Source organism: Amycolatopsis thailandensis (assembly GCF_002234405.1).
GTDB classification, from domain to species: domain Bacteria; phylum Actinomycetota; class Actinomycetes; order Mycobacteriales; family Pseudonocardiaceae; genus Amycolatopsis; species Amycolatopsis thailandensis.
Map to the genome: position 1 here is coordinate 1 of NZ_NMQT01000018.1, position 17,130 is coordinate 17,130.

A 17,130-nucleotide genomic window follows, 5' to 3' on the forward strand; every position below is an offset into this window, starting at 1 on the left:
TGTCGTTAGAACGTCACTTACCACTCACGACCACCTCAGCCGAACAGTTAGGCGAGGTCGGCCGGGGCGCGTCCGCACCTCCCTCGTCTGCCTGAAGTCCGTGAAGGCCTCCTTGCCTACCCTCAAGGTAGGCAAGGAGGCCTTCACGGACTCGGCGATCGCCACCTCCTCCCCAGAAGCATCTGCAGTCACAGCGGGCGCGCGTAAAGGACTCCTTCACGCGGCTCAGCCGAGGAGACTCGACCTTCACAGCACCCCTGAAGGCCCCCTTCCTTGCGCCAGGCGCAAGAAAGGGGCCTTCATGTACAGCAAGCGGGTAAGCGCCGGTAGTGAGTGGGTCGGGTTGGTCGTGAGTGGTAAGTGTCGTTAGAACGTCACTTACCACTCACGACCACCTTCACCGAAGACCCACCGCATCGTCACGATGTTGTAGAACGGAAGCATGAGCGATTTCATCATCCGCAAGGGTGGTTCTGGGGACTTCCAAACGCTGCTGGACATGTTCGACGAGGTCGTCGCGTGGCTGGCCGGGCGGGGGAGCGCGGGTCAGTGGGGCACCGAGCCGTGGTCCACGATCCCGAAGCGGGTCGAGCGGGTCCGCGGAATGGTCGACGGGCCGGGGCTGTACATCGCCGAGATCGGCGGCGAGGCGGCCGGGGCGATCATCCTCGGTGACCGGTTTCCGCACGTCTCGCCGGTCGACGAGCCCGAGATCTACCTCGGTCTGCTGCTGACCTCGCGCCGGTTCACCGGGCACCGGGTCGGCTCGCGGCTCATCGAGTTCGCGCTGGCCGAGGCGCGGGAACGCGGTATCGGGCTGGTGCGGGTCGACTGCTGGGCCGGCGGCGACGGCGACCTGCAGCGTTACTACGAAAGCCAGGGCTTCAAGCCGACGGAGCGCTTCGACGTCAAGGGCTGGATCGGGCAGGTGTTCGAGCAGCGGCCGCTGATTTAGGCTCGGGAGCGCAGCTCCTCCGTTGAGGGTGGTGGCGGGGGCATGGATGGCGTCCGGGCGGTTTCGGGTGCACCATAGTTGACACATAGCCAACAGTGCCCCGGACAGCGAACCCGCAGAGGAGCCCCCATGGCCAAGCGTGAACGTTCCCTGGCAGGCAAGGTCGTCGTGATCACCGGAGCGGCGCAGGGCATCGGCGCCAGCACCGCGACGGCGCTGTCCCGGCTCGGCGCGAAGGTGGTCATCGGCGACCTCGACCAGGTGCTCGCGGAGAAGACCGCGGCCGAACTCGGCGCGGAGGCGCTGCCGCTCGACGTCACCGACACAAAGGGGTTCACCGAGTTCCTCGACGAGGTCGAGCGGCGCGTCGGCCCGATCGACGTGCTGATCAACAACGCGGGCATCATGCCGCTCGCGCCGCTCGACGAAGAGGAGGACGCGGCGACCCGCAGGCTCCTCGAGATCAACTTGCACGCGGTCATCCACGGCACCAGGGAAGCCGTGAAGCGGATGCGCCCGCGTGGCACCGGCCACATCGTCAACATCGCCTCGATGGCGGGAAAGGCCGGATTCCCCGGCGCCGCCACCTACTGCGCCACGAAACACGCCGTCGTCGGTTTGTCGGAATCGGTGCATCTGGAATTGCACGGAACCGGCGTGCTGGTGTCCTGCGTGATGCCCGCGGTGGTGCGCACGGAACTGGCCAGCGGGCTCGGCGAGGCGAAATTCTTCAAGTCGGTGCAGCCCGAAGATGTGGCGCAGGCCATCGTCGATGCGTTACGCCGTCCCAAGTTCGACGTCTTCGTTCCCGCGTCGCTGGACGCCATGGGCAGGATCACACGACTGCTTCCGCGCCGCCTCGGCGAAGGGCTGCTTCGTGCCCTCGGCGGCGACAAGATTCTGTCCTCCGCAACGCATTCCAGCGCTCGCGCGGAGTACGAATCGCGGGCCGCGCGCAGTGCCCCGGCCGCGGAAAAGGACGCCGGTTCTTAACTCGTACGGCCTAGCCACTGTCCGAAATGGACGGCCTGTGACGGTGGCGGTGTTGAGTCGTGCGCCCCCAACCGGCAAGATTACGTCTTACCGCGTTGAATCCCCAGGAGGCACACCATGGCCACACCCCCGGCACGGCTCGCCGCCGCCGCGTCGAACGTCGTCGGGAAGGTGCTGCACGGTGGTGTCGCCGATCTCCGCCCGGTTCCGCGCGTCCTGATCGACCAGGGCCCCAACCGGTCGGTCTACCGGCTCCGCACCAACGGGAAACCGGTGGACGGGCCGCCGGTGCTGCTGGTGCCGCCGCTGGCCGCGCCCGCGCTGTGCTTCGACCTGCGCCGCGGGTGCAGCCTCGCCGAGCACCTGGTCGACGGCGGCCGCAACACCTACCTGGTCGACTACGGGAACGTCGCCTTCTCCGACCGGCGCCTCGGCATCGAGCACTGGATCGAAGAGGTCCTCCCGCGCGCGATCCGCAAGGTCAGCGAGGACTCCGGCGGCCAGGGCGTGCACGTCGTCGCCTGGTGCCTCGGCGGGATCTTCTCCCTGCTGACCACCGCCGACCAGCCCGATCTGCCGATCGAGTCGATCGCGACCATCGCGTCGCCCTTCGACTTCACCGCGATCCCGCTGATCGCCCCGTTCCGTCCGCTGGTGGACCTCACCGGCGGCCACCTGCTGACCCCGATCTACCGTGTGCTCGGCGGCGCACCGTCCTATTTGGTCAGCCGTGTCTTCCGCGCCACCGGGATCAGCAAGGAGATCACCAAACCGCTGGCGATCCTGAAGAACCTCGACGACCGGGACTACCTGGCGCAGATAGAGGCCGTCGACCACTTCATGGACAACATGATCGCCTACCCCGGCCGGACGTTCGGCCAGATCTACCACCGGTTCTTCCGCGCCAACGACCTCGCCGAGGGCACGGTCGACCTCAACGGCCGCATCATCGCGCTGTCCGGCGTCAAGGTGCCCACCCTGGTCATCGCCGGGCAGAACGACACGATCGCCCCGCGCGCGGCCGTCGAACGGCTCACCGAACTGCTGGACAACTCGCCGTCGGTGACCTTCGAGACCGCGCCCGGCGGGCACCTCGGCGTCCTCACGGGCCGGAAGGCGCGCGACACCACGTGGCGTTACCTCGACCGGTTCCTCGACGAGCAGGCCGCCTGAGCCTCAACCGGCGAGTTCGTCGCCCGTATCCGGTTCGCGCTGAGGCGGCGTCATCGCGCTGCGCAGTGACTGGCGTGGCGCGATGAGATCGACCATTTCGGTGATCTGGCGCCAGGCGTCGGTGATCTCGGCGGTCGCGCGGTCGCGTTGCAGGACGATCGTCGACAACGCCAGCGCCGTCATCCCCACGGTGGCGTCGAAGGCCTGGACGTGCAGCATCCGGGTGGCCAGCTCGTAGGAGCCGTAGGGGCCGGCTCCGTGTATGGCGGCGAAGATCGTGATGGCGCAGACGCACAGAACGCACAGCATGGCCCCGGCCTGGCGGAAGCGCAAAGCCGCCCAGACGAGCACCGGGAAAACCAGGAACAGCTTGGCCGTGGTGGCGGACGCGAGGATCGACGTGCCGAGGGCGCAGACCGCCAGCGCCACCGCCTCGGCCCAGCGGGCGAGCGAAACCCGGGTCGGCAGGCGGAACCTCGGCGCCAGGAGCAGCAAGGGTGTGACCGTCAGGACGCCCATCGCGTCGCCGGTCCACCACACGAGGGCCGTGGCACAGAAGTCGCCCGTGCCCAGCGCGCCGTCGAGGACCAGCACGCCGGTCCCCAGCGCTGCGCTGACGGCCGTGCCTCCGGCCGCCCCGACCACCACCAGGAGGACGGCGTCGGGAAGGCGGTCGAGCTGGTTGCGGAAGCCCGCCCGCCGCATCACCGCGTAGGCCAGCATCGGGCCGATCGTGTTCCCCGCGGAGATCACCAGGACCGTGACCAGGGAAGGCCCGAGGGCGATGTTCGTCAGAAGGGCGCCGAGGAAGATCCCCGGCCAGTACTTCGGCCCCAGCAGCATCGGCACCGCCAGCGCGACTCCCGCCGCCGGCCACAGCGGTGAGATCTGGTCCCGCACGATCGCCCATTGGATGCCGATCTGGCCCGCCGCGAAGTAGCAGACCGTGACGCCGAGGACGATGAGGCACCAGCGTGCGGCAGGGGAGAGCTGTCGAGCGGCGAGTCTCATCGCGACTCCGGCCTTCGCGGTCTGGGAAGGCTAAGAGAGTACCTCTGTTCGGCCGCCGCGGCGGTTCACTTGATGGTGTTGTCATTCTGTTGGGAATAAACAAAAAAGGGGCCCGTGCAGCTGCACGGGCCCCTTCACGGCACTTCGGCGCTACTTGAGCTCGGCCGACGTCTTGCCCAGGATCCGGCGCGCCACGATCAGCTGCTGGATCTGTTGCGTGCCTTCGAAGATGTCCAGGATCTTCGCGTCCCGGCTCCACTTCTCCAGCAGCGATTCCTCGGTGTAGCCAAGGGTCCCGGCCAGCTCGACGCATTTCAGCGTGATCTCGACGACCGACCGGCCGGCCTTCGCCTTGGCCATCGAGGCCTGGAGCGAGTTCGGCTTGCGGTTGTCGGCCATCCACGCCGACTCCATGGTCAGCAGGTACGCCGATTCGTAGTCGGCCTCCAGTTGCAAGAACGTGGCGGCCGCCGCGTGCTGGCTGTGGACGGGCTTGTCGTAGTCGATGGTCACCCCGGCGCCGGTGAGGATCTTCCGGGTCTCCTCCAGCGCCGCGCGGGCGACGCCGATGGCCATCGCGGCGACCAGCGGACGGGTGTTGTCGAAGGTCTGCATGACCCCGGCGAAACCCTTGGCGGTGTCGATCTCCGGCGTGCCGAGGAGGTTCTCCTTGGGCACGCGGACGTTCTCGAAGCGCAGCACGGCGGTGTCGGAGGCGCGGATGCCGAGCTTGTGCTCGACACGCACCACCTCGAAGCCGGGCGTGCCCTTCTCCACGACGAACGACTTGATCGCCGCGCGGCCCTTCGTCTTGTCCAGGGTGGCCCAGACGACGACGGCGTCGGCGCGTTCGCCCGCGGTCACGAAGATCTTCTCGCCGTTGATCACGTACTCGTCGCCGTCCAGGCGCGCGGTGGCGGTGATCGCGGCCGAGTCCGAGCCGCAGTCCGGTTCGGTGATCGCCATCGCGGCCCACAGCCCGGAGAACTTCTTGAGCTGTTCGTCCGTGGCGACCGAGCCGATCGCGGCGTTGCCGAGCCCCTGCCGCGGCATGGACAGCAGCAGGCCGACGTCGCCCCAGCACATCTCGATCGTGCCGAGCACGATGTTGAGGTTGGAACCGTTGCGGTTGCCCGGTTTCTCGTTCTTCTCGGAGCGGCGGACGCCCGCCGCGCCCGCGCCGCCCTCGCCGGAGGAGTTCAGCCCGTCCAGCAGCGCGGCGAACATGTCGAGTTCGGCCGGATAGGTGTGCTCGGCGCGGTCGTACTTGCGCGAGATCGGCCGGAACACCTCGGCCGCGGCCTGGTACGCCTGGTTGATCAGCGTGCCGGCCTTCTTCGGAACCTCAAGGTTGATCATGATTGCCTTTCGAAAGTCCTAGGTCGTGTCCTGTGAGTCCGTTCGATGGGCTTCGTGATCCAGGTGGTTCCTGGCGGTGCGGGCGGTTCGGCCTCGTACCGGGTTGTACTCAGCTGGACCGCCCGTGCCGTCAGGGGCCGCCTGGGCGCGAAGACCGCGGACATGACTTGCAGGGCACGACCTACAGAAGGACGGCGCCTTCCATCACGCCGATGGCACGGAGGTCGCGGTACCAGCGTTCGACCGGGTGTTCCTTGACGAACCCGTGTCCGCCGAGCAACTGCACCCCGGCGCTGCCGATCTGCATTCCCTTGTCGGTGGCCAGTTTCCGGGCCAGCGCGACCTCGCGGGCGTACGGCTTGCCCTGTTCGGCGCGGGCGGCGGCGCGCAGCGCGACCAGCCGCAGTCCTTCCAGCTCGATGGCGATGTCGGCCACTGAGAACGCGACGGCTTGGCGGTGGCTCACTGGTTCACCGAACGCTTTGCGCTCGTTGACGTAAGGAACCACGTAGTCGAGGACGGCCTTCGCGGTACCGGCGGCCAGCGCGGCCCAGCCGAGCCGCGAGAGCCGGACGACCTCGGTGAAGACCTCGGCCTTCCCGCCGCCGAGCAGCGCTCCGGCGGGCAGCGCGACCTTCTCCAGGTGCAGCTTGCCGGTCGCCGCGCCGCGCAGGCCCATCGCCGGTTCGGTCTCGATGGTGACGCCGGAGTTCGACGACTCCACGAGGAACAGCGCCGGACCGCGCCCTTCGAGATCGGCCGACACGATGAACAGTTCGGCGTCCGCGGCCCTCGGGACCAGCGACTTCACGCCGTCGAGCTGGTAGCCCTTCGGCGTGCGGCGGGCCTTGGTGGCGGGCTTGAACGGGTCGAACAACGCCGTGCGCTCCTGGAGCGCGAGCGCCGCGGCCGGGACGTTCTCGCCGACGAACGCGGGCAGGTAGTCCGCCTGCTGCTGCTCGTCGCCGTAGGCCACCAGCGCGGTGCTGACCGCGGACGGCGCGAGCACCGCGACGGCCAGTCCGAGGTCGCCGTACGCGAGGGCCTCGGCGACCAGCGCGTTCGTGACGACTGACCGCTCGGTGCCGACCCCGCCCAGCTCCTCGGGGATGCCGACGAGCGTGATGCCGAGTTCGGCGGCGCGGCTCAACAGGCCTTCGGGGGCCTGGAGCTTGGCGTCGGCGTCGGCCGCTGCGGGCCGCAACTGTTCGGCCGCGAACTCCGTCACGGTCTCGACGATGAGCTGCTGGTCCTCACTCGGGGTGAGATCGAACAGTCCCGTGTCCTCGGCCGGCGCGAGCCGCGCGGGCTTGCCGAGCTTCTGGGCGGATTTGAACGTCCGTCCCGCCGCGCCCGCGACCCGGAAGCCGTTGCGCGTCCCGGCACTGACCAGGTTCTGCACGGGCTTCCGAAGTCCGGCCCGTTCAATGACCTTGCTCCCGGCCAGCCGGGTGAGCGCGGACAGGCCAAGGCCCATCGCGTCTCGTTTCCTAGGCGCACCCACGGTGAGTCTCCCTGCCTCGCTTACCTACTCGTGAGTAGGTTAACTCGCCGGGGGCCGATGCGCCACCAGGGGGGAGGTGAACGTCACGCTGGTGAGTGATTCGGGTGGCCGGGCAGGGCCGGATTACTCACGATCTTGCGCCTCTCGAACAGCGCCAGTCCCACCGCCGCCGTCGCCACCACGCCGACCAGCACGATCGCCGGCACCAGCTCCAGCAGCGGGGTCGCCGCGAGCAGGACCACCGCGAGCACCAGCCGCTGGACGTTCCACGCGCCCAGGTTCCGCCGCCGCAACCCGCTCAACGCGACCAAGTAGAGCGCGAAACCGCCGGTCAGCGCCCAGATCGGCGTCCCGTGCAGGCCGTCGGCGAGGCTGTGGTGTTCGGTGTCGGACACGTACAGCAGCGACTTCTTCAAGCCCAGCGCCACGAGCACGATCCCGGCGATGAGCGGGAGGTGCAGGAACGTGTAGGTGTCCGTGCCGATCTGCACCCGCTCCACGCCCTCCGCGCGCTTCAGGTTGTGTTCGGAGACGTGCGCGACGACGGCGAAGTACATCCACCACATCGCCGAAGCCAGCATGAGCCCGAAGGCGGCGGCCAGCGTGATCGGCCACGACATCGGGTACGAGCTGATCCCGATGCCGATCGCCACGATCGACTCGCCGAGCGCGATGATCACGATCAACCCGAACCGCTCGGCGAAATGGCCGGGCTGGTGCAGCCGCCAGTCCGAAGACCGGGTCCGGAAGACGTTGACGTAGTCGGCCAGCATCGCGACCGCCCAGATGCCGAGCTGGACCCAGCCGGAGAAGAAGGCCGCGACGGTCAGCAGCGCGACGCTCGGCAGCAGCCCGACGAACATCCTCATGATCACCTTGCGCAGTCCCGGATCGGTCCGGGCCGCGCCGAAGTAGGCGGTCAGGTGCAGCAGCCGCACGACGAAGTAGCAGCCAACGAACATCAGCGGCGCGTACAGGCCGCCGGGCAGATCGGTGAACGCCTCCGGGATCGTCAGCGAGACCAGGAACATCGTCCCCATCGCGGCGAACATCGCCAGCTGGGCGATGCCCCGGTCGACGTGCAGGGTGTTGGCCAGCCACGCGTAGGCGCACCAGCACCACCACAGCACGGCGATCGTGGCCACGCCCTGCCCGATGCCGAGCGGGGAGAGATGGTCGGCCATCAGCTGGGTGGTCTGGGTGATGGCATAGACGAAGACGAGGTCGAAGAAGAGCTCGAGCGGGGAGACCTTGTGGTCTTCGTCCCGGGTCACCAGATGCAGGGGCACGCGCACATCGTGCCCGGCACTCCTTTGCGGGACACGCGAGTTTACTGAGAGCTGACTTTCAGCACCGCGTGCATCAACGCCGTCAGTTCGGCTTCGATGTCCGGGCGGCCGTTGACCCGCCGGGTGCGCGCGAGGTCGTTCGCGATGGTCAGCGCCGCGTGCACGGTGATCTTCACTTCGCGCAGGCTCAGCTCCGGACGGACTTCGGAAGCGAGCGCGATCCAGCGCGCGACGTAGTCCCGCTGGACCCGGATCAGGTCCGCCTTGTCACGCTCCGGCAATTCCATGGGGCTGCCGGAAAAGGACACCAGCAGCTCGGGCGTGTGGAGCAGCGTGTGCACATAGGACGCCGCCAGCCTGCGCAGCGCGTCGCGTTCGTCGTCGGTCCGCAGCGCGCGTTCCGCCGCGAGCGCCAGCCTGTCGGCCGCGCGGTGCCCGATCGCCACCATCAGCGCGGCCTTGCTGGGGAAGTGCCGGTACACGCTGGGCCCGGCGATCCCGGCCGCCGCGCCGATCTCCTCCATGCTCACCGCGCGGAAGCCGCGCTGCCCGAAAAGCTCTGTCGCGGCGGCGAGGATCTGCTCGCGGCGGGACGGTTCGCCGAGCGCGATCGGCGGCGTCTCGTCCGCGGGCTCCAGGGGCTCGGGCAGTGTGACATGCAGCACCGACTCGGCCAGCTGCACGAGGATCTGCGCGAAGCGTTTCTTCGCCACGGACGTGTGATGGACGGACACGCTGCCGAAGACGCTCAGTCCCGCCCAGCACAGCAGTTCGGCGTCGTCGGGGGTCAGTTCGGGACGCAGCGCGAGCAGGGCCTTGGACCACGCTTCGAGGACCGCGCCCGACCGGCGGCGGATCTCCCGGCGGCCCTCCCGGGGCAGGTGCCTGCCCTCCCAGCGCCACAGCGCGGCGACCTCGCGCCGCTCCACGGCCTGTGCGGCGAGGGTGCCCAACAGGGCGTTGACCTGGGCGGGAGCCGGAAGGTCGACGTCGGAGAGGGTCTCGGTGGTGGCCTTCTCCATGTCGTCGATCCCGGAGAGCACGACGTAGGACAGCACCGCCTGCTTGTCCGCGAAATGCCGGTACAGCGCGGGTCCGGTGATCCCGGCCGCGGCGGCGATGTCGTTGATGCCGACGCCGTGGAACCCGCGGGCGCGAAAGAGCTCCGCGGCGAGGCCGGCCAGCTGGGCCTTGCGGTCGCGCGGTCGCGGGGAACGCTCGGTCGGGTGATCCATAGGTGAACACACGATAGCGCTGGTTGCGTGCATCGCAACCCATTGACACCATGGGGTTATCGCGGTTTATGTTAATGGCCATTAGCATGGCTACTGGTCGGTACGATCCGTCCTGTTACAGCGCCGTACTGCGGAGGAGTTTTTCTGTGAGTAGCGAGGCCTACATCTACGAGGCGATCCGTACGCCTCGCGGCAAGAACAAGGGCGGTGCCCTCCACGGCACCAAGCCGGTCGATCTCGTGGTCGGCCTCATCGAGGAACTGAAGGTCCGGCACCCGAACCTCGACCCCGCCGTGATCGACGACATCGTCCTCGGCGTCGTGTCCCCGGTCGGCGAGCAGGGCGCCGTGATCGCGCGCACCGCGGCCTTGAACGCGGGTCTTCCCGAATCCGTCGCGGGCGTACAGCTGAACCGCTTCTGCGCCTCCGGCCTCGAAGCCACCAACACCGCCGCGCAGAAGGTGCGCTCCGGCTGGGACCAGCTGATCATCGCCGGCGGTGTCGAGTCGATGTCGCGCGTGCCGATGGGCTCCGACGGCGGCGCGCTGTTCATGGACCCCGCCACCGCGTACGACAACTACATCGTCCCGCAGGGCACCGGCGCCGACCTGATCGCGACCATCGAGGGCTTCTCCCGCGAGGACGTCGACGCGTGGGCCGTGCGCTCGCAGGAGAAGGCCGAAGCGGCCTGGTCCGGCGGCTACTTCGCGAAGTCCGTCGTCCCGGTGAAGGACATCAACGGCGTCACGATCCTCGACCACGACGAGCACCGTCGTCCGGGTAGCACCGTCGAGGGCCTCGGCAAGCTCAAGCCCGCCTTCGCCGGCATCGGCGAGCTGGGCGGCTTCGACGCCGTCGCGCTCCAGAAGTACCACTCGGTCGAGAAGATCAACCACGTCCACACCGGCGGCAACTCGTCCGGCATCGTCGACGGCGCCGCCGTCGTCCTGGTCGGCAACGAGCAGATCGGCAAGGACTTCGGCCTGACCCCGCGCGCCCGCATCGTGGCGACCGCGACCGTCGGCTCCGAGCCCACGATCATGCTCACCGGCCCGACCCCGGCCACCGAGAAGGTCCTCAAGATCGCCGGCCTCACCCCGGACGACATCGACCTGTGGGAGCTGAACGAGGCCTTCGCCTCGGTCGTCCTCAAGTGGATCAAGGACCTGCGCCTCGACGAGGAGAAGGTCAACGTCAACGGCGGCGCCATCGCGATGGGTCACCCGCTGGGCGCCACCGGCGCGATGCTGGTCGGCACCGTCGTCGACGAGCTGGAGCGTCGTCAGGCGCGCCGCGCCCTGGTCACCCTGTGCATCGGCGGCGGCATGGGCGTCGCGACCATCATCGAGCGGGTCTGAGGAAGAGACAATGACTGAAGCGAAGACCATCCGCTGGGAGCAGGACGCCGACGGCATCGTCGTGCTCACCCTGGACGACCCGAAGCAGTCCGCCAACACGATGAACGCCGACTTCCGCGAGTCGCTCGGCGTGGTCGTCGACCGGCTGGAGGCGGAGAAGGACAGCATCACCGGTGTCGTCCTCACCTCGGCCAAGAAGACCTTCTTCGCCGGTGGCGACCTCAACGACCTGATCCAGGCCAAGCCGGAGAACGCGGCCGAGATCACCGAGAGCAGCGCCCTGATGAAGGGCCAGATGCGCCGGCTCGAGCAGCTGGGCAAGCCGGTCGTGGCCGCCATCAACGGCGCCGCGCTCGGCGGCGGCCTCGAAATCGCGCTCGCGACGCACTACCGCATCGCGGCCGACGTCAAGGGCAGCCAGATCGGTCTGCCCGAGGTCACCCTCGGCCTGCTCCCTGGTGGCGGTGGCGTGGTCCGCACCGTACGCCTGCTGGGCATCCAGAGCGCGCTGCTGAACGTGCTTCTCCAGGGCCAGCGGCACCGCCCGGCCAAGGCCAAGGAACTCGGTCTCGTGCACGAGCTCGTCGGCACCGTCGAGGAACTGGTCCCGGCCGCGAAGGCGTGGATCAAGGCCAACCCCGAGGGCGGCGTGCAGCCGTGGGACGTCAAGGGCTTCAAGATCCCGGGCGGCACCCCGTCGAACCCGAGCTTCGCGGCGAACCTTCCCGCGTTCCCGGCGAACCTGCGCAAGCAGATCAAGGGCGCCAACATGCCCGCCCCGCGGGCGATCCTGGCCGCGGCCATCGAGGGTTCGACCGTCGACTTCGACACCGCGATCACCGTCGAGACCCGCTACTTCGTGCACCTCGCCACCGGCCAGGTCTCGAAGAACATGACGAAGGCGTTCTTCTTCGACCTGCAGAGCATCAACTCCGGCGGTTCGCGGCCGGACGGCTTCGAGAAGTACACCGCCAAGAAGGTCGGCGTCGTCGGCGCGGGCATGATGGGCGCCGCGATCGCGTACGTCTCGGCGAAGGCCGGCATCGACGTCGTGCTCAAGGACGTCACCCTCGAAGGCGCCGAAAAGGGCAAGGGCTACGCGGTCAAGCTGGAGGAGAAGGCACTCTCCCGCGGCAAGACCACGCAGGAGAAGTCCGACGCGCTGCTCGCCAAGATCAAGCCGACCGACAAGGCGGAGGACTTCGCCGGCGTCGACTTCGTGATCGAGGCCGTCTTCGAGAGCGTCGAGCTGAAGCACAAGGTGTTCCAGGAGATCGAGGGCTTCGTCAACCCCGACGCGGTGCTCGGTTCCAACACCTCCACGCTGCCGATCACCTCGCTGGCCGAGGGCGTGCAGCGGACCGAGGACTTCATCGGGATCCACTTCTTCTCGCCGGTGGACAAGATGCCGCTGGTCGAGATCATCTGCGGTGAGAAGACCTCGCCCGCCACGCTGGCGAAGGTCTTCGACTACACGCTCCAGATCAAGAAGACCCCGATCGTCGTCAACGACAGCCGCGGCTTCTTCACCTCGCGCGTCATCGGCACGTTCATCAACGAGGCCGTCGCCGCGCTGGGCGAGGGTGTCGAGCCCGCGTCGATCGAGCAGGCCGGTTCGCAGGCCGGGTACCCGGCGCCGCCGCTGCAGCTGATGGACGAGCTGACCCTGACGCTGCCGCGCAAGATCCGCAAGGAGACCCGCGAAGCGATCGAGGCCGCCGGTGGCACCTGGAACGCGCACGCGTCCGAGGGTGTCATCGATCGCATGGTGGAGGAGTTCGACCGCAAGGGCCGCTCCACCGGCTCGGGCTTCTACGACTACGACGAGGCGGGCAAGCGGACCGGTCTGTGGCCGGGCCTGCGCGACGCGTTCAAGTCGGGCAGCGCCGAGGTCCCGTTCGAGGACCTCAAGGAGCGCATGCTGTTCGCCGAGGCGCTCGAAACCGTGAAGTGCTTCGACGAAGGTGTGCTCACCACCGTCGCGGACGCCAACATCGGCTCGATCTTCGGTATCGGTTTCCCGGCGTGGACCGGTGGTGTCATCCAGTACATCAACCAGTACGAGGGTGGCCTGCAGGGCTTCGTCGACCGCTCGCGTCAGCTGGCCGAGCGCTACGGCGACCACTTCAACCCGCCCGCTTCGCTGGTCGAGAAGGCCGCGAAGGGCGAGATCTACGAGTAAGCCGCTTCGCCTGTCTTAGCGTGCAATGAAAGGCCCCTTCATCGCAAAATTTGCGATGAAGGGGCCTTTCATGTCGTTCAGGTCTAGTGGGAAGACGGTTCCAAGGCCACGTGCGGCAGCCGCCGGTCCAGCCGGCGGGGCAGCCACCAGGCGCGTTCCCCGAGCAGCCGCATCACCGCGGGCACCACGAGACAGCGGATCACGAACGCGTCCACCAGCACCGCGACCGCCAGCCCCAGGCCGAACTGCGCCAGCATCCGATCGGGATTGAGCAGGAACGCCCCGAACACCAGGATCATGATCACCGCCGCGGCCGTGATCACCCCGCCGGTGGAGGCGAGCCCTTCGCGGACGGCGTGGCGCGCGTCGCCGGTGCGCCGCCATTCCTCGTGCATCCGGGACACCAGGAACACCTCGTAGTCCATGGAAAGCCCGAACACGATCGCGAAGATCAGCACCGGCACGAACGCCTCGATCGGTCCCGGTTGTGCCCCGAACAGGCCGTCGCCGAACACCGCGGTCATCACGCCGAGCGCGGCGCCGATGCTGAGCAGGTTCAGCACGGCCGCCTTGAGCGGGATCAGGATCGAGCGGAACACGACCATCAGCAGCAACGCCGACAATCCGACGACCACCAGGACGAACAGCGGCAGCCGGTCGCCGACGGCGTCCGCGAAGTCCACCGCGGCCGCGACGCTCCCACCGACCAGATACTCGCCAGGCAGCGTCGGCAGCACGTCGGTCCGCAGCCGTTCCACCAGGTCGGCGGTCGCTTCGTCCTGCGGCGAAGACGTGGGGAAGGCGAGGACCGTCGTGACGCCTTGCCCTATCGGCGGCGTGACTTCGGCGATTCCCGGTGTGGCTTCGAGTTTCCTTCGCAGCGCGGCGCCATCGCCGTTCTCGGTGACCACGATCAGCGGCTCGCTGAACCCGGGGCCGAAGCCTTCGGACATCAGGTCGTACGCCTGTCGCGTGGTCGACGTTTCGGGATCCGTGCCCGCGTCGGCGAACCCGAGACGCATGCCGAGCGCGGGCAAGGAGAGTCCGATGAGGACGAGCAAGCCGAGCGCGAGCGGCACCATCGGCCGCCGCTGGACCGCGTCCCCGAGCTTGCCCCAGGCCTTGCCGTGCTCTCGCTTGGCGGCGTGCTTACGAATGCCCTTTTCCAGGCGGCGGCCGAAAAGGGAGAGCAACGCGGGCAGCAGGGTGACCGACGCGAGCATAGTCACGAGCACGGTCAGCGCCACCGCGAGAGCGACCCCGCGCAGCGAACCGAGGCCCAGCGCGAGCAGGCCGAGCAGCGCGATGATCACCGTGCCACCCGCGAACAGCACCGACCGGCCCGCGGTGTCGAGCGCCCGCCGTGCCGCCTGTTCACGGTCGAGACCACCCAGGATTTCGCTGCGATACCGGGAAAAGATGAGCAGCGCGTAGTCCACGCCGACACCGAACCCGACCAGCATCATCAGCGGCGCCGTGTAACTCGCGATGTCGACGAACCTGCTGACCAGCACGATCACGCCGAGTGTGCTGCCGACGGCGAAGATCGCCGTGATCACCGGGAGCCCGGCGGCGAGGATCGAGCGGAACAGGAAGACGAGGATCACCAGCGCGGCCAGCAACCCGACACCTTCCGACGGGCCGCCGCTCTCGGTCGTCCGCTGGATCGGCTCGCCGCCGAGCTCGACCTGGAGCCCTGCCGACTCGGCCTTCTTCGCGGTGTCGACGACGCGCACGATGTCGTCGTACGGAAGATCTTTCGACTCGAGGTCGAAAGCGATGGCGGCGTAACCGATCGTGCCCTCGCGGGAGATCGCGGACGGGTTGTCGTAAGGGCTCGTCACCGCCTTCACATGGGGCTGGGTACGAACTTCGGCGAGCATCGAGTCGATCGGCCCGCGCGCGGTCGCGAGCCCGCTTTCGGTTTTGAAGACGATCTCGGCGGTCGCGCCGGTCCGCGCGGGCGCCTGCGCCTTGAACAGGTCCATGATCTGCTGGGATTCGGTGCCCGGCAAGGAATGGTCGTCGTGGTAGGCGCTGCCCGCCAGCTGTGAACCCAGCGTGACACCGATGAGGGTGAGCAGCCAGAGCGAAACGGCGAGCCAGCGGTGGCGCTGCGACCAGCCCGCCAGCTTCGACAGGCCGCCCCCAGGCAGCCTGTCGGAGAGAGTTGTGGTGTCCATGGCGGAAAGCATCGGCTTTTCCCCGCCACGAATCGTCGGGCTCCGGCGGACACTCGGGCCACAACTTCCGGATACCCCTAAGGAGCTTCCCGTACTACCGGGGTTGTGGTCACGGGGTCAACCAGCGAGGGGTGATCATGCCCGATTCGTAGGCCAGGACGACGAGTTGCGCGCGGTCGCGGACGTCCACTTTGGTCATGATGCGGCTGACGTGCGTCTTCGCCGTCGCCGGGCTGAGCACGAGCTCCTTCGCGATTTCGTCGTTGGACAGACCGGCCGCGACGAGGCTCATCACCTCGCGTTCCCGTTCGGTCAGCCGGTTCAGCACCGGTGAAGGCGCCGGGCGGGCCACCCGGCCGGCGAACTCCGAGATCAGGCGACGGGTGATCGACGGCGCGAGCAGCGCGTCACCCCGGGCGACCACCCGGACACCGTGGATCAGTTCCTCCGGCTCGGTGTCCTTGACCAGGAACCCGCTGGCGCCCGCGCGCAACGCGCCGTAGACGTCCTCGTCGAGGTCGAAGGTGGTGAGGATGACGACCTTGAGCCCGGTCAGCGCCGGATCTCCGAGCAGATGGCGGGTCGCGGTGAGCCCGTCCATCTCGGGCATCCGGATATCCATCAGGACCACGTCGGGTTCGTGCTCGCGCGCGGCTTCGAGCGATTCACGCCCGTTCGCCGCTTCGGCGACGACGATGATGTCGTCCTCGCCGTCCAAAATGGACTTGAACCCGGCGCGGACCAGCCGCTGGTCGTCGACGAGCAGGACCCGGATCATTTCTTCACCCGTAACGGAAGCCGTGCGCGGACGCGGAAGCCGCCGTCCTCGCGGTCGGTCGCGGTCAGCTCGCCACCGAGTGCCTCGGCCCGTTCGGTCATCCCGCGGATCCCGTTGCCGGGTTTCGCCTTGCCTCCCCGGCCGTCGTCGTCGATCTGCACGGACACATCATGCTGTGTGTAGCCGATCCGCACCACGACGGTGTCCGCGGCGGCGTGGCGCGCGACGTTGGTCAGCGCCTCCTGGACGACGCGGAAGGCGGCGTGTTCGACTTCGGGCGGCAGGTCCCGCGCCGTGCCGTCGATCTCGGTCCGGACGGTCAGGCCGTGCGCGCCCGCCGATTCGGCCAGTTCGGCGACCCTGGCCAGGCTCGGTGTATCGACCTGCCGCAGCATTCCCAGTGTGGCGCGGAGTTCACGCAACGCGTCCTTGCTGGTCTGTTTGATCGTGGCCAGGGCCTCCTCGGATTTCGCCGGATCCTTGCCGTGCAGCGCCGCGCCCGCCTGGACGTTGATGAGCGCCAGGTTGTGGCCGAGGGCGTCGTGCAGCTCACGCGCGATCCGGAGCCGTTCGTCCGCGGCCCTGCGCTGTGCTTCGGATTCCTTGGTGCGCTCGGCCTCACGGCGGTAGAAGGTCACGGCTCCGACCGCGATCAGCGCGATGAACCAGCCCGTCATCAGCAGGAACGCGAAGTTGTCGACCTGCCGTGCGGCACCGGTCTGCGCCTCGCCGATCGCGACTCCGCCCATCGAGGCCGCCGCGACGACCGCCGCGCTGCGGATCCGCCCGGTGGAGGCGTTGTTGTACAGCGCGAAGGCGAACGCGAGCAGGACGAACCCGTCCGGATCGGTTCGCGGGTAGTAGATCGCGCAGCAGACCGCGGTGAAGATCGCGACCGGGAGCGGGTACCGGCGGCGCAGGAACAACGCGGCGCACGCGAGCACCACGCAGATCCAGCCGAGGACCGCGTTCCGCGGCGGTTCCGCGCTCGCGCCGAGCGAGACCGCGACGGAACTCGCGATCACCGCCACGGTGACCGCGAGTTCCGCCGCGTACTGCCGCAGGATCGCCACAGGACGAGAGTAGCGCGATCCGCCTCGATTGACAAAA

Annotated in this window: 13 protein-coding genes; 5 read left to right on the forward strand and 8 right to left on the reverse strand. The window is 68.4% G+C overall.

The genetic code is table 11. The features are described from left to right. Positions 1 to 442 precede the first annotated feature (442 nt). From CFP71_RS05525 to CFP71_RS05535, 3 genes are all read left to right on the forward strand, one after another. Positions 443 to 955: a GNAT family N-acetyltransferase gene (locus CFP71_RS05525; RefSeq protein ID WP_093932745.1), complete on the forward strand. Its 513-nt coding sequence runs from the start codon at positions 443 to 445 to the stop codon at positions 953 to 955. A gap of 129 nt (positions 956 to 1,084) precedes the next feature. Further along, complete coding sequence (locus CFP71_RS05530; protein WP_093932746.1) at positions 1,085 to 1,948, forward strand: SDR family oxidoreductase; 864 nt, start codon at positions 1,085 to 1,087, stop codon at positions 1,946 to 1,948. A gap of 117 nt (positions 1,949 to 2,065) precedes the next feature. Further along, the gene (locus CFP71_RS05535) at positions 2,066 to 3,121 is read left to right on the forward strand and encodes an alpha/beta fold hydrolase (protein ID WP_093932747.1); all 1,056 of its coding nucleotides are present in this window, start codon (positions 2,066 to 2,068) and stop codon (positions 3,119 to 3,121) included. A gap of 3 nt (positions 3,122 to 3,124) precedes the next feature. On the opposite strand, the gene CFP71_RS05540 is transcribed toward CFP71_RS05535, so the two are convergent. The 5 genes from CFP71_RS05540 to CFP71_RS05560 all read right to left on the reverse strand — a co-directional run bounded on the left by CFP71_RS05540 (position 3,125) and on the right by CFP71_RS05560 (position 9,519). Beyond that, a complete protein-coding gene (locus CFP71_RS05540; protein WP_093932748.1) occupies positions 3,125 to 4,132 on the reverse strand; it encodes an MASE1 domain-containing protein in 1,008 nt (335 codons plus the stop codon). A gap of 150 nt (positions 4,133 to 4,282) precedes the next feature. Next, positions 4,283 to 5,491: an acyl-CoA dehydrogenase family protein gene (locus CFP71_RS05545; protein WP_005150627.1), complete on the reverse strand. Its 1,209-nt coding sequence runs from the start codon at positions 5,489 to 5,491 to the stop codon at positions 4,283 to 4,285. 181 nt (positions 5,492 to 5,672) lie between these two features. Continuing rightward, on the reverse strand, positions 5,673 to 6,968 hold the full coding sequence (locus tag CFP71_RS05550; RefSeq protein ID WP_093932749.1) for an acyl-CoA dehydrogenase family protein: 1,296 nt from the start codon (positions 6,966 to 6,968) through the stop codon (positions 5,673 to 5,675). A 110-nt stretch (positions 6,969 to 7,078) separates the two neighbouring features. After that, the gene (locus CFP71_RS05555) at positions 7,079 to 8,290 is read right to left on the reverse strand and encodes a low temperature requirement protein A (RefSeq protein ID WP_093932750.1); all 1,212 of its coding nucleotides are present in this window, start codon (positions 8,288 to 8,290) and stop codon (positions 7,079 to 7,081) included. Between the two features lie 35 nt (positions 8,291 to 8,325). Further along, complete coding sequence (locus CFP71_RS05560) at positions 8,326 to 9,519, reverse strand: TetR/AcrR family transcriptional regulator (RefSeq protein ID WP_093932751.1); 1,194 nt, start codon at positions 9,517 to 9,519, stop codon at positions 8,326 to 8,328. A 146-nt stretch (positions 9,520 to 9,665) separates the two neighbouring features. Between CFP71_RS05560 and CFP71_RS05565 the strand changes: the two genes are divergently transcribed. Continuing rightward, positions 9,666 to 10,877 (forward strand): acetyl-CoA C-acetyltransferase, encoded by a 1,212-nt coding sequence (locus tag CFP71_RS05565; RefSeq protein WP_005150611.1) that lies wholly within the window; start codon positions 9,666 to 9,668, stop codon positions 10,875 to 10,877. 10 nt (positions 10,878 to 10,887) lie between these two features. After that, positions 10,888 to 13,059 (forward strand): 3-hydroxyacyl-CoA dehydrogenase NAD-binding domain-containing protein, encoded by a 2,172-nt coding sequence (locus CFP71_RS05570; protein WP_093932752.1) that lies wholly within the window; start codon positions 10,888 to 10,890, stop codon positions 13,057 to 13,059. Between the two features lie 83 nt (positions 13,060 to 13,142). On the opposite strand, the gene CFP71_RS05575 is transcribed toward CFP71_RS05570, so the two are convergent. From CFP71_RS05575 to CFP71_RS05585, 3 genes are all read right to left on the reverse strand, one after another. Next, positions 13,143 to 15,242 (reverse strand): MMPL family transporter, encoded by a 2,100-nt coding sequence (locus CFP71_RS05575; protein WP_093932817.1) that lies wholly within the window; start codon positions 15,240 to 15,242, stop codon positions 13,143 to 13,145. A gap of 109 nt (positions 15,243 to 15,351) precedes the next feature. Then, a complete protein-coding gene (locus CFP71_RS05580) occupies positions 15,352 to 16,020 on the reverse strand; it encodes a response regulator (protein WP_093932753.1) in 669 nt (222 codons plus the stop codon). Next, entirely contained in the window at positions 16,017 to 17,093 is a 1,077-nt protein-coding gene (locus CFP71_RS05585; protein ID WP_093932754.1) for a sensor histidine kinase, read from the reverse strand. Before CFP71_RS05585 ends, CFP71_RS05580 begins: the two co-directional genes overlap by 4 nt. Positions 17,094 to 17,130 lie beyond the last annotated feature (37 nt).

Excerpts from the sequence above, each read along its gene's own strand:
- CFP71_RS05525 (WP_093932745.1), top strand. The coding sequence starts at position 443 with ATGAGCGATTTCATCATCCGCAAGGGTGGTTCTGGGGACTTCCAAACG.
- CFP71_RS05530 (WP_093932746.1), top strand. The coding sequence starts at position 1,085 with ATGGCCAAGCGTGAACGTTCCCTGGCAGGCAAGGTCGTCGTGATCACC.
- CFP71_RS05535 (WP_093932747.1), top strand. The coding sequence starts at position 2,066 with ATGGCCACACCCCCGGCACGGCTCGCCGCCGCCGCGTCGAACGTCGTC.
- CFP71_RS05540 (WP_093932748.1), bottom strand. The coding sequence starts at position 4,132 with ATGAGACTCGCCGCTCGACAGCTCTCCCCTGCCGCACGCTGGTGCCTC.
- CFP71_RS05545 (WP_005150627.1), bottom strand. The coding sequence starts at position 5,491 with ATGATCAACCTTGAGGTTCCGAAGAAGGCCGGCACGCTGATCAACCAG.
- CFP71_RS05550 (WP_093932749.1), bottom strand. The coding sequence starts at position 6,968 with ATGGGCCTTGGCCTGTCCGCGCTCACCCGGCTGGCCGGGAGCAAGGTC.
- CFP71_RS05560 (WP_093932751.1), bottom strand. The coding sequence starts at position 9,519 with ATGGATCACCCGACCGAGCGTTCCCCGCGACCGCGCGACCGCAAGGCC.
- CFP71_RS05570 (WP_093932752.1), top strand. The coding sequence starts at position 10,888 with ATGACTGAAGCGAAGACCATCCGCTGGGAGCAGGACGCCGACGGCATC.
- CFP71_RS05575 (WP_093932817.1), bottom strand. The coding sequence starts at position 15,242 with ATGGACACCACAACTCTCTCCGACAGGCTGCCTGGGGGCGGCCTGTCG.
- CFP71_RS05580 (WP_093932753.1), bottom strand. The coding sequence starts at position 16,020 with ATGATCCGGGTCCTGCTCGTCGACGACCAGCGGCTGGTCCGCGCCGGG.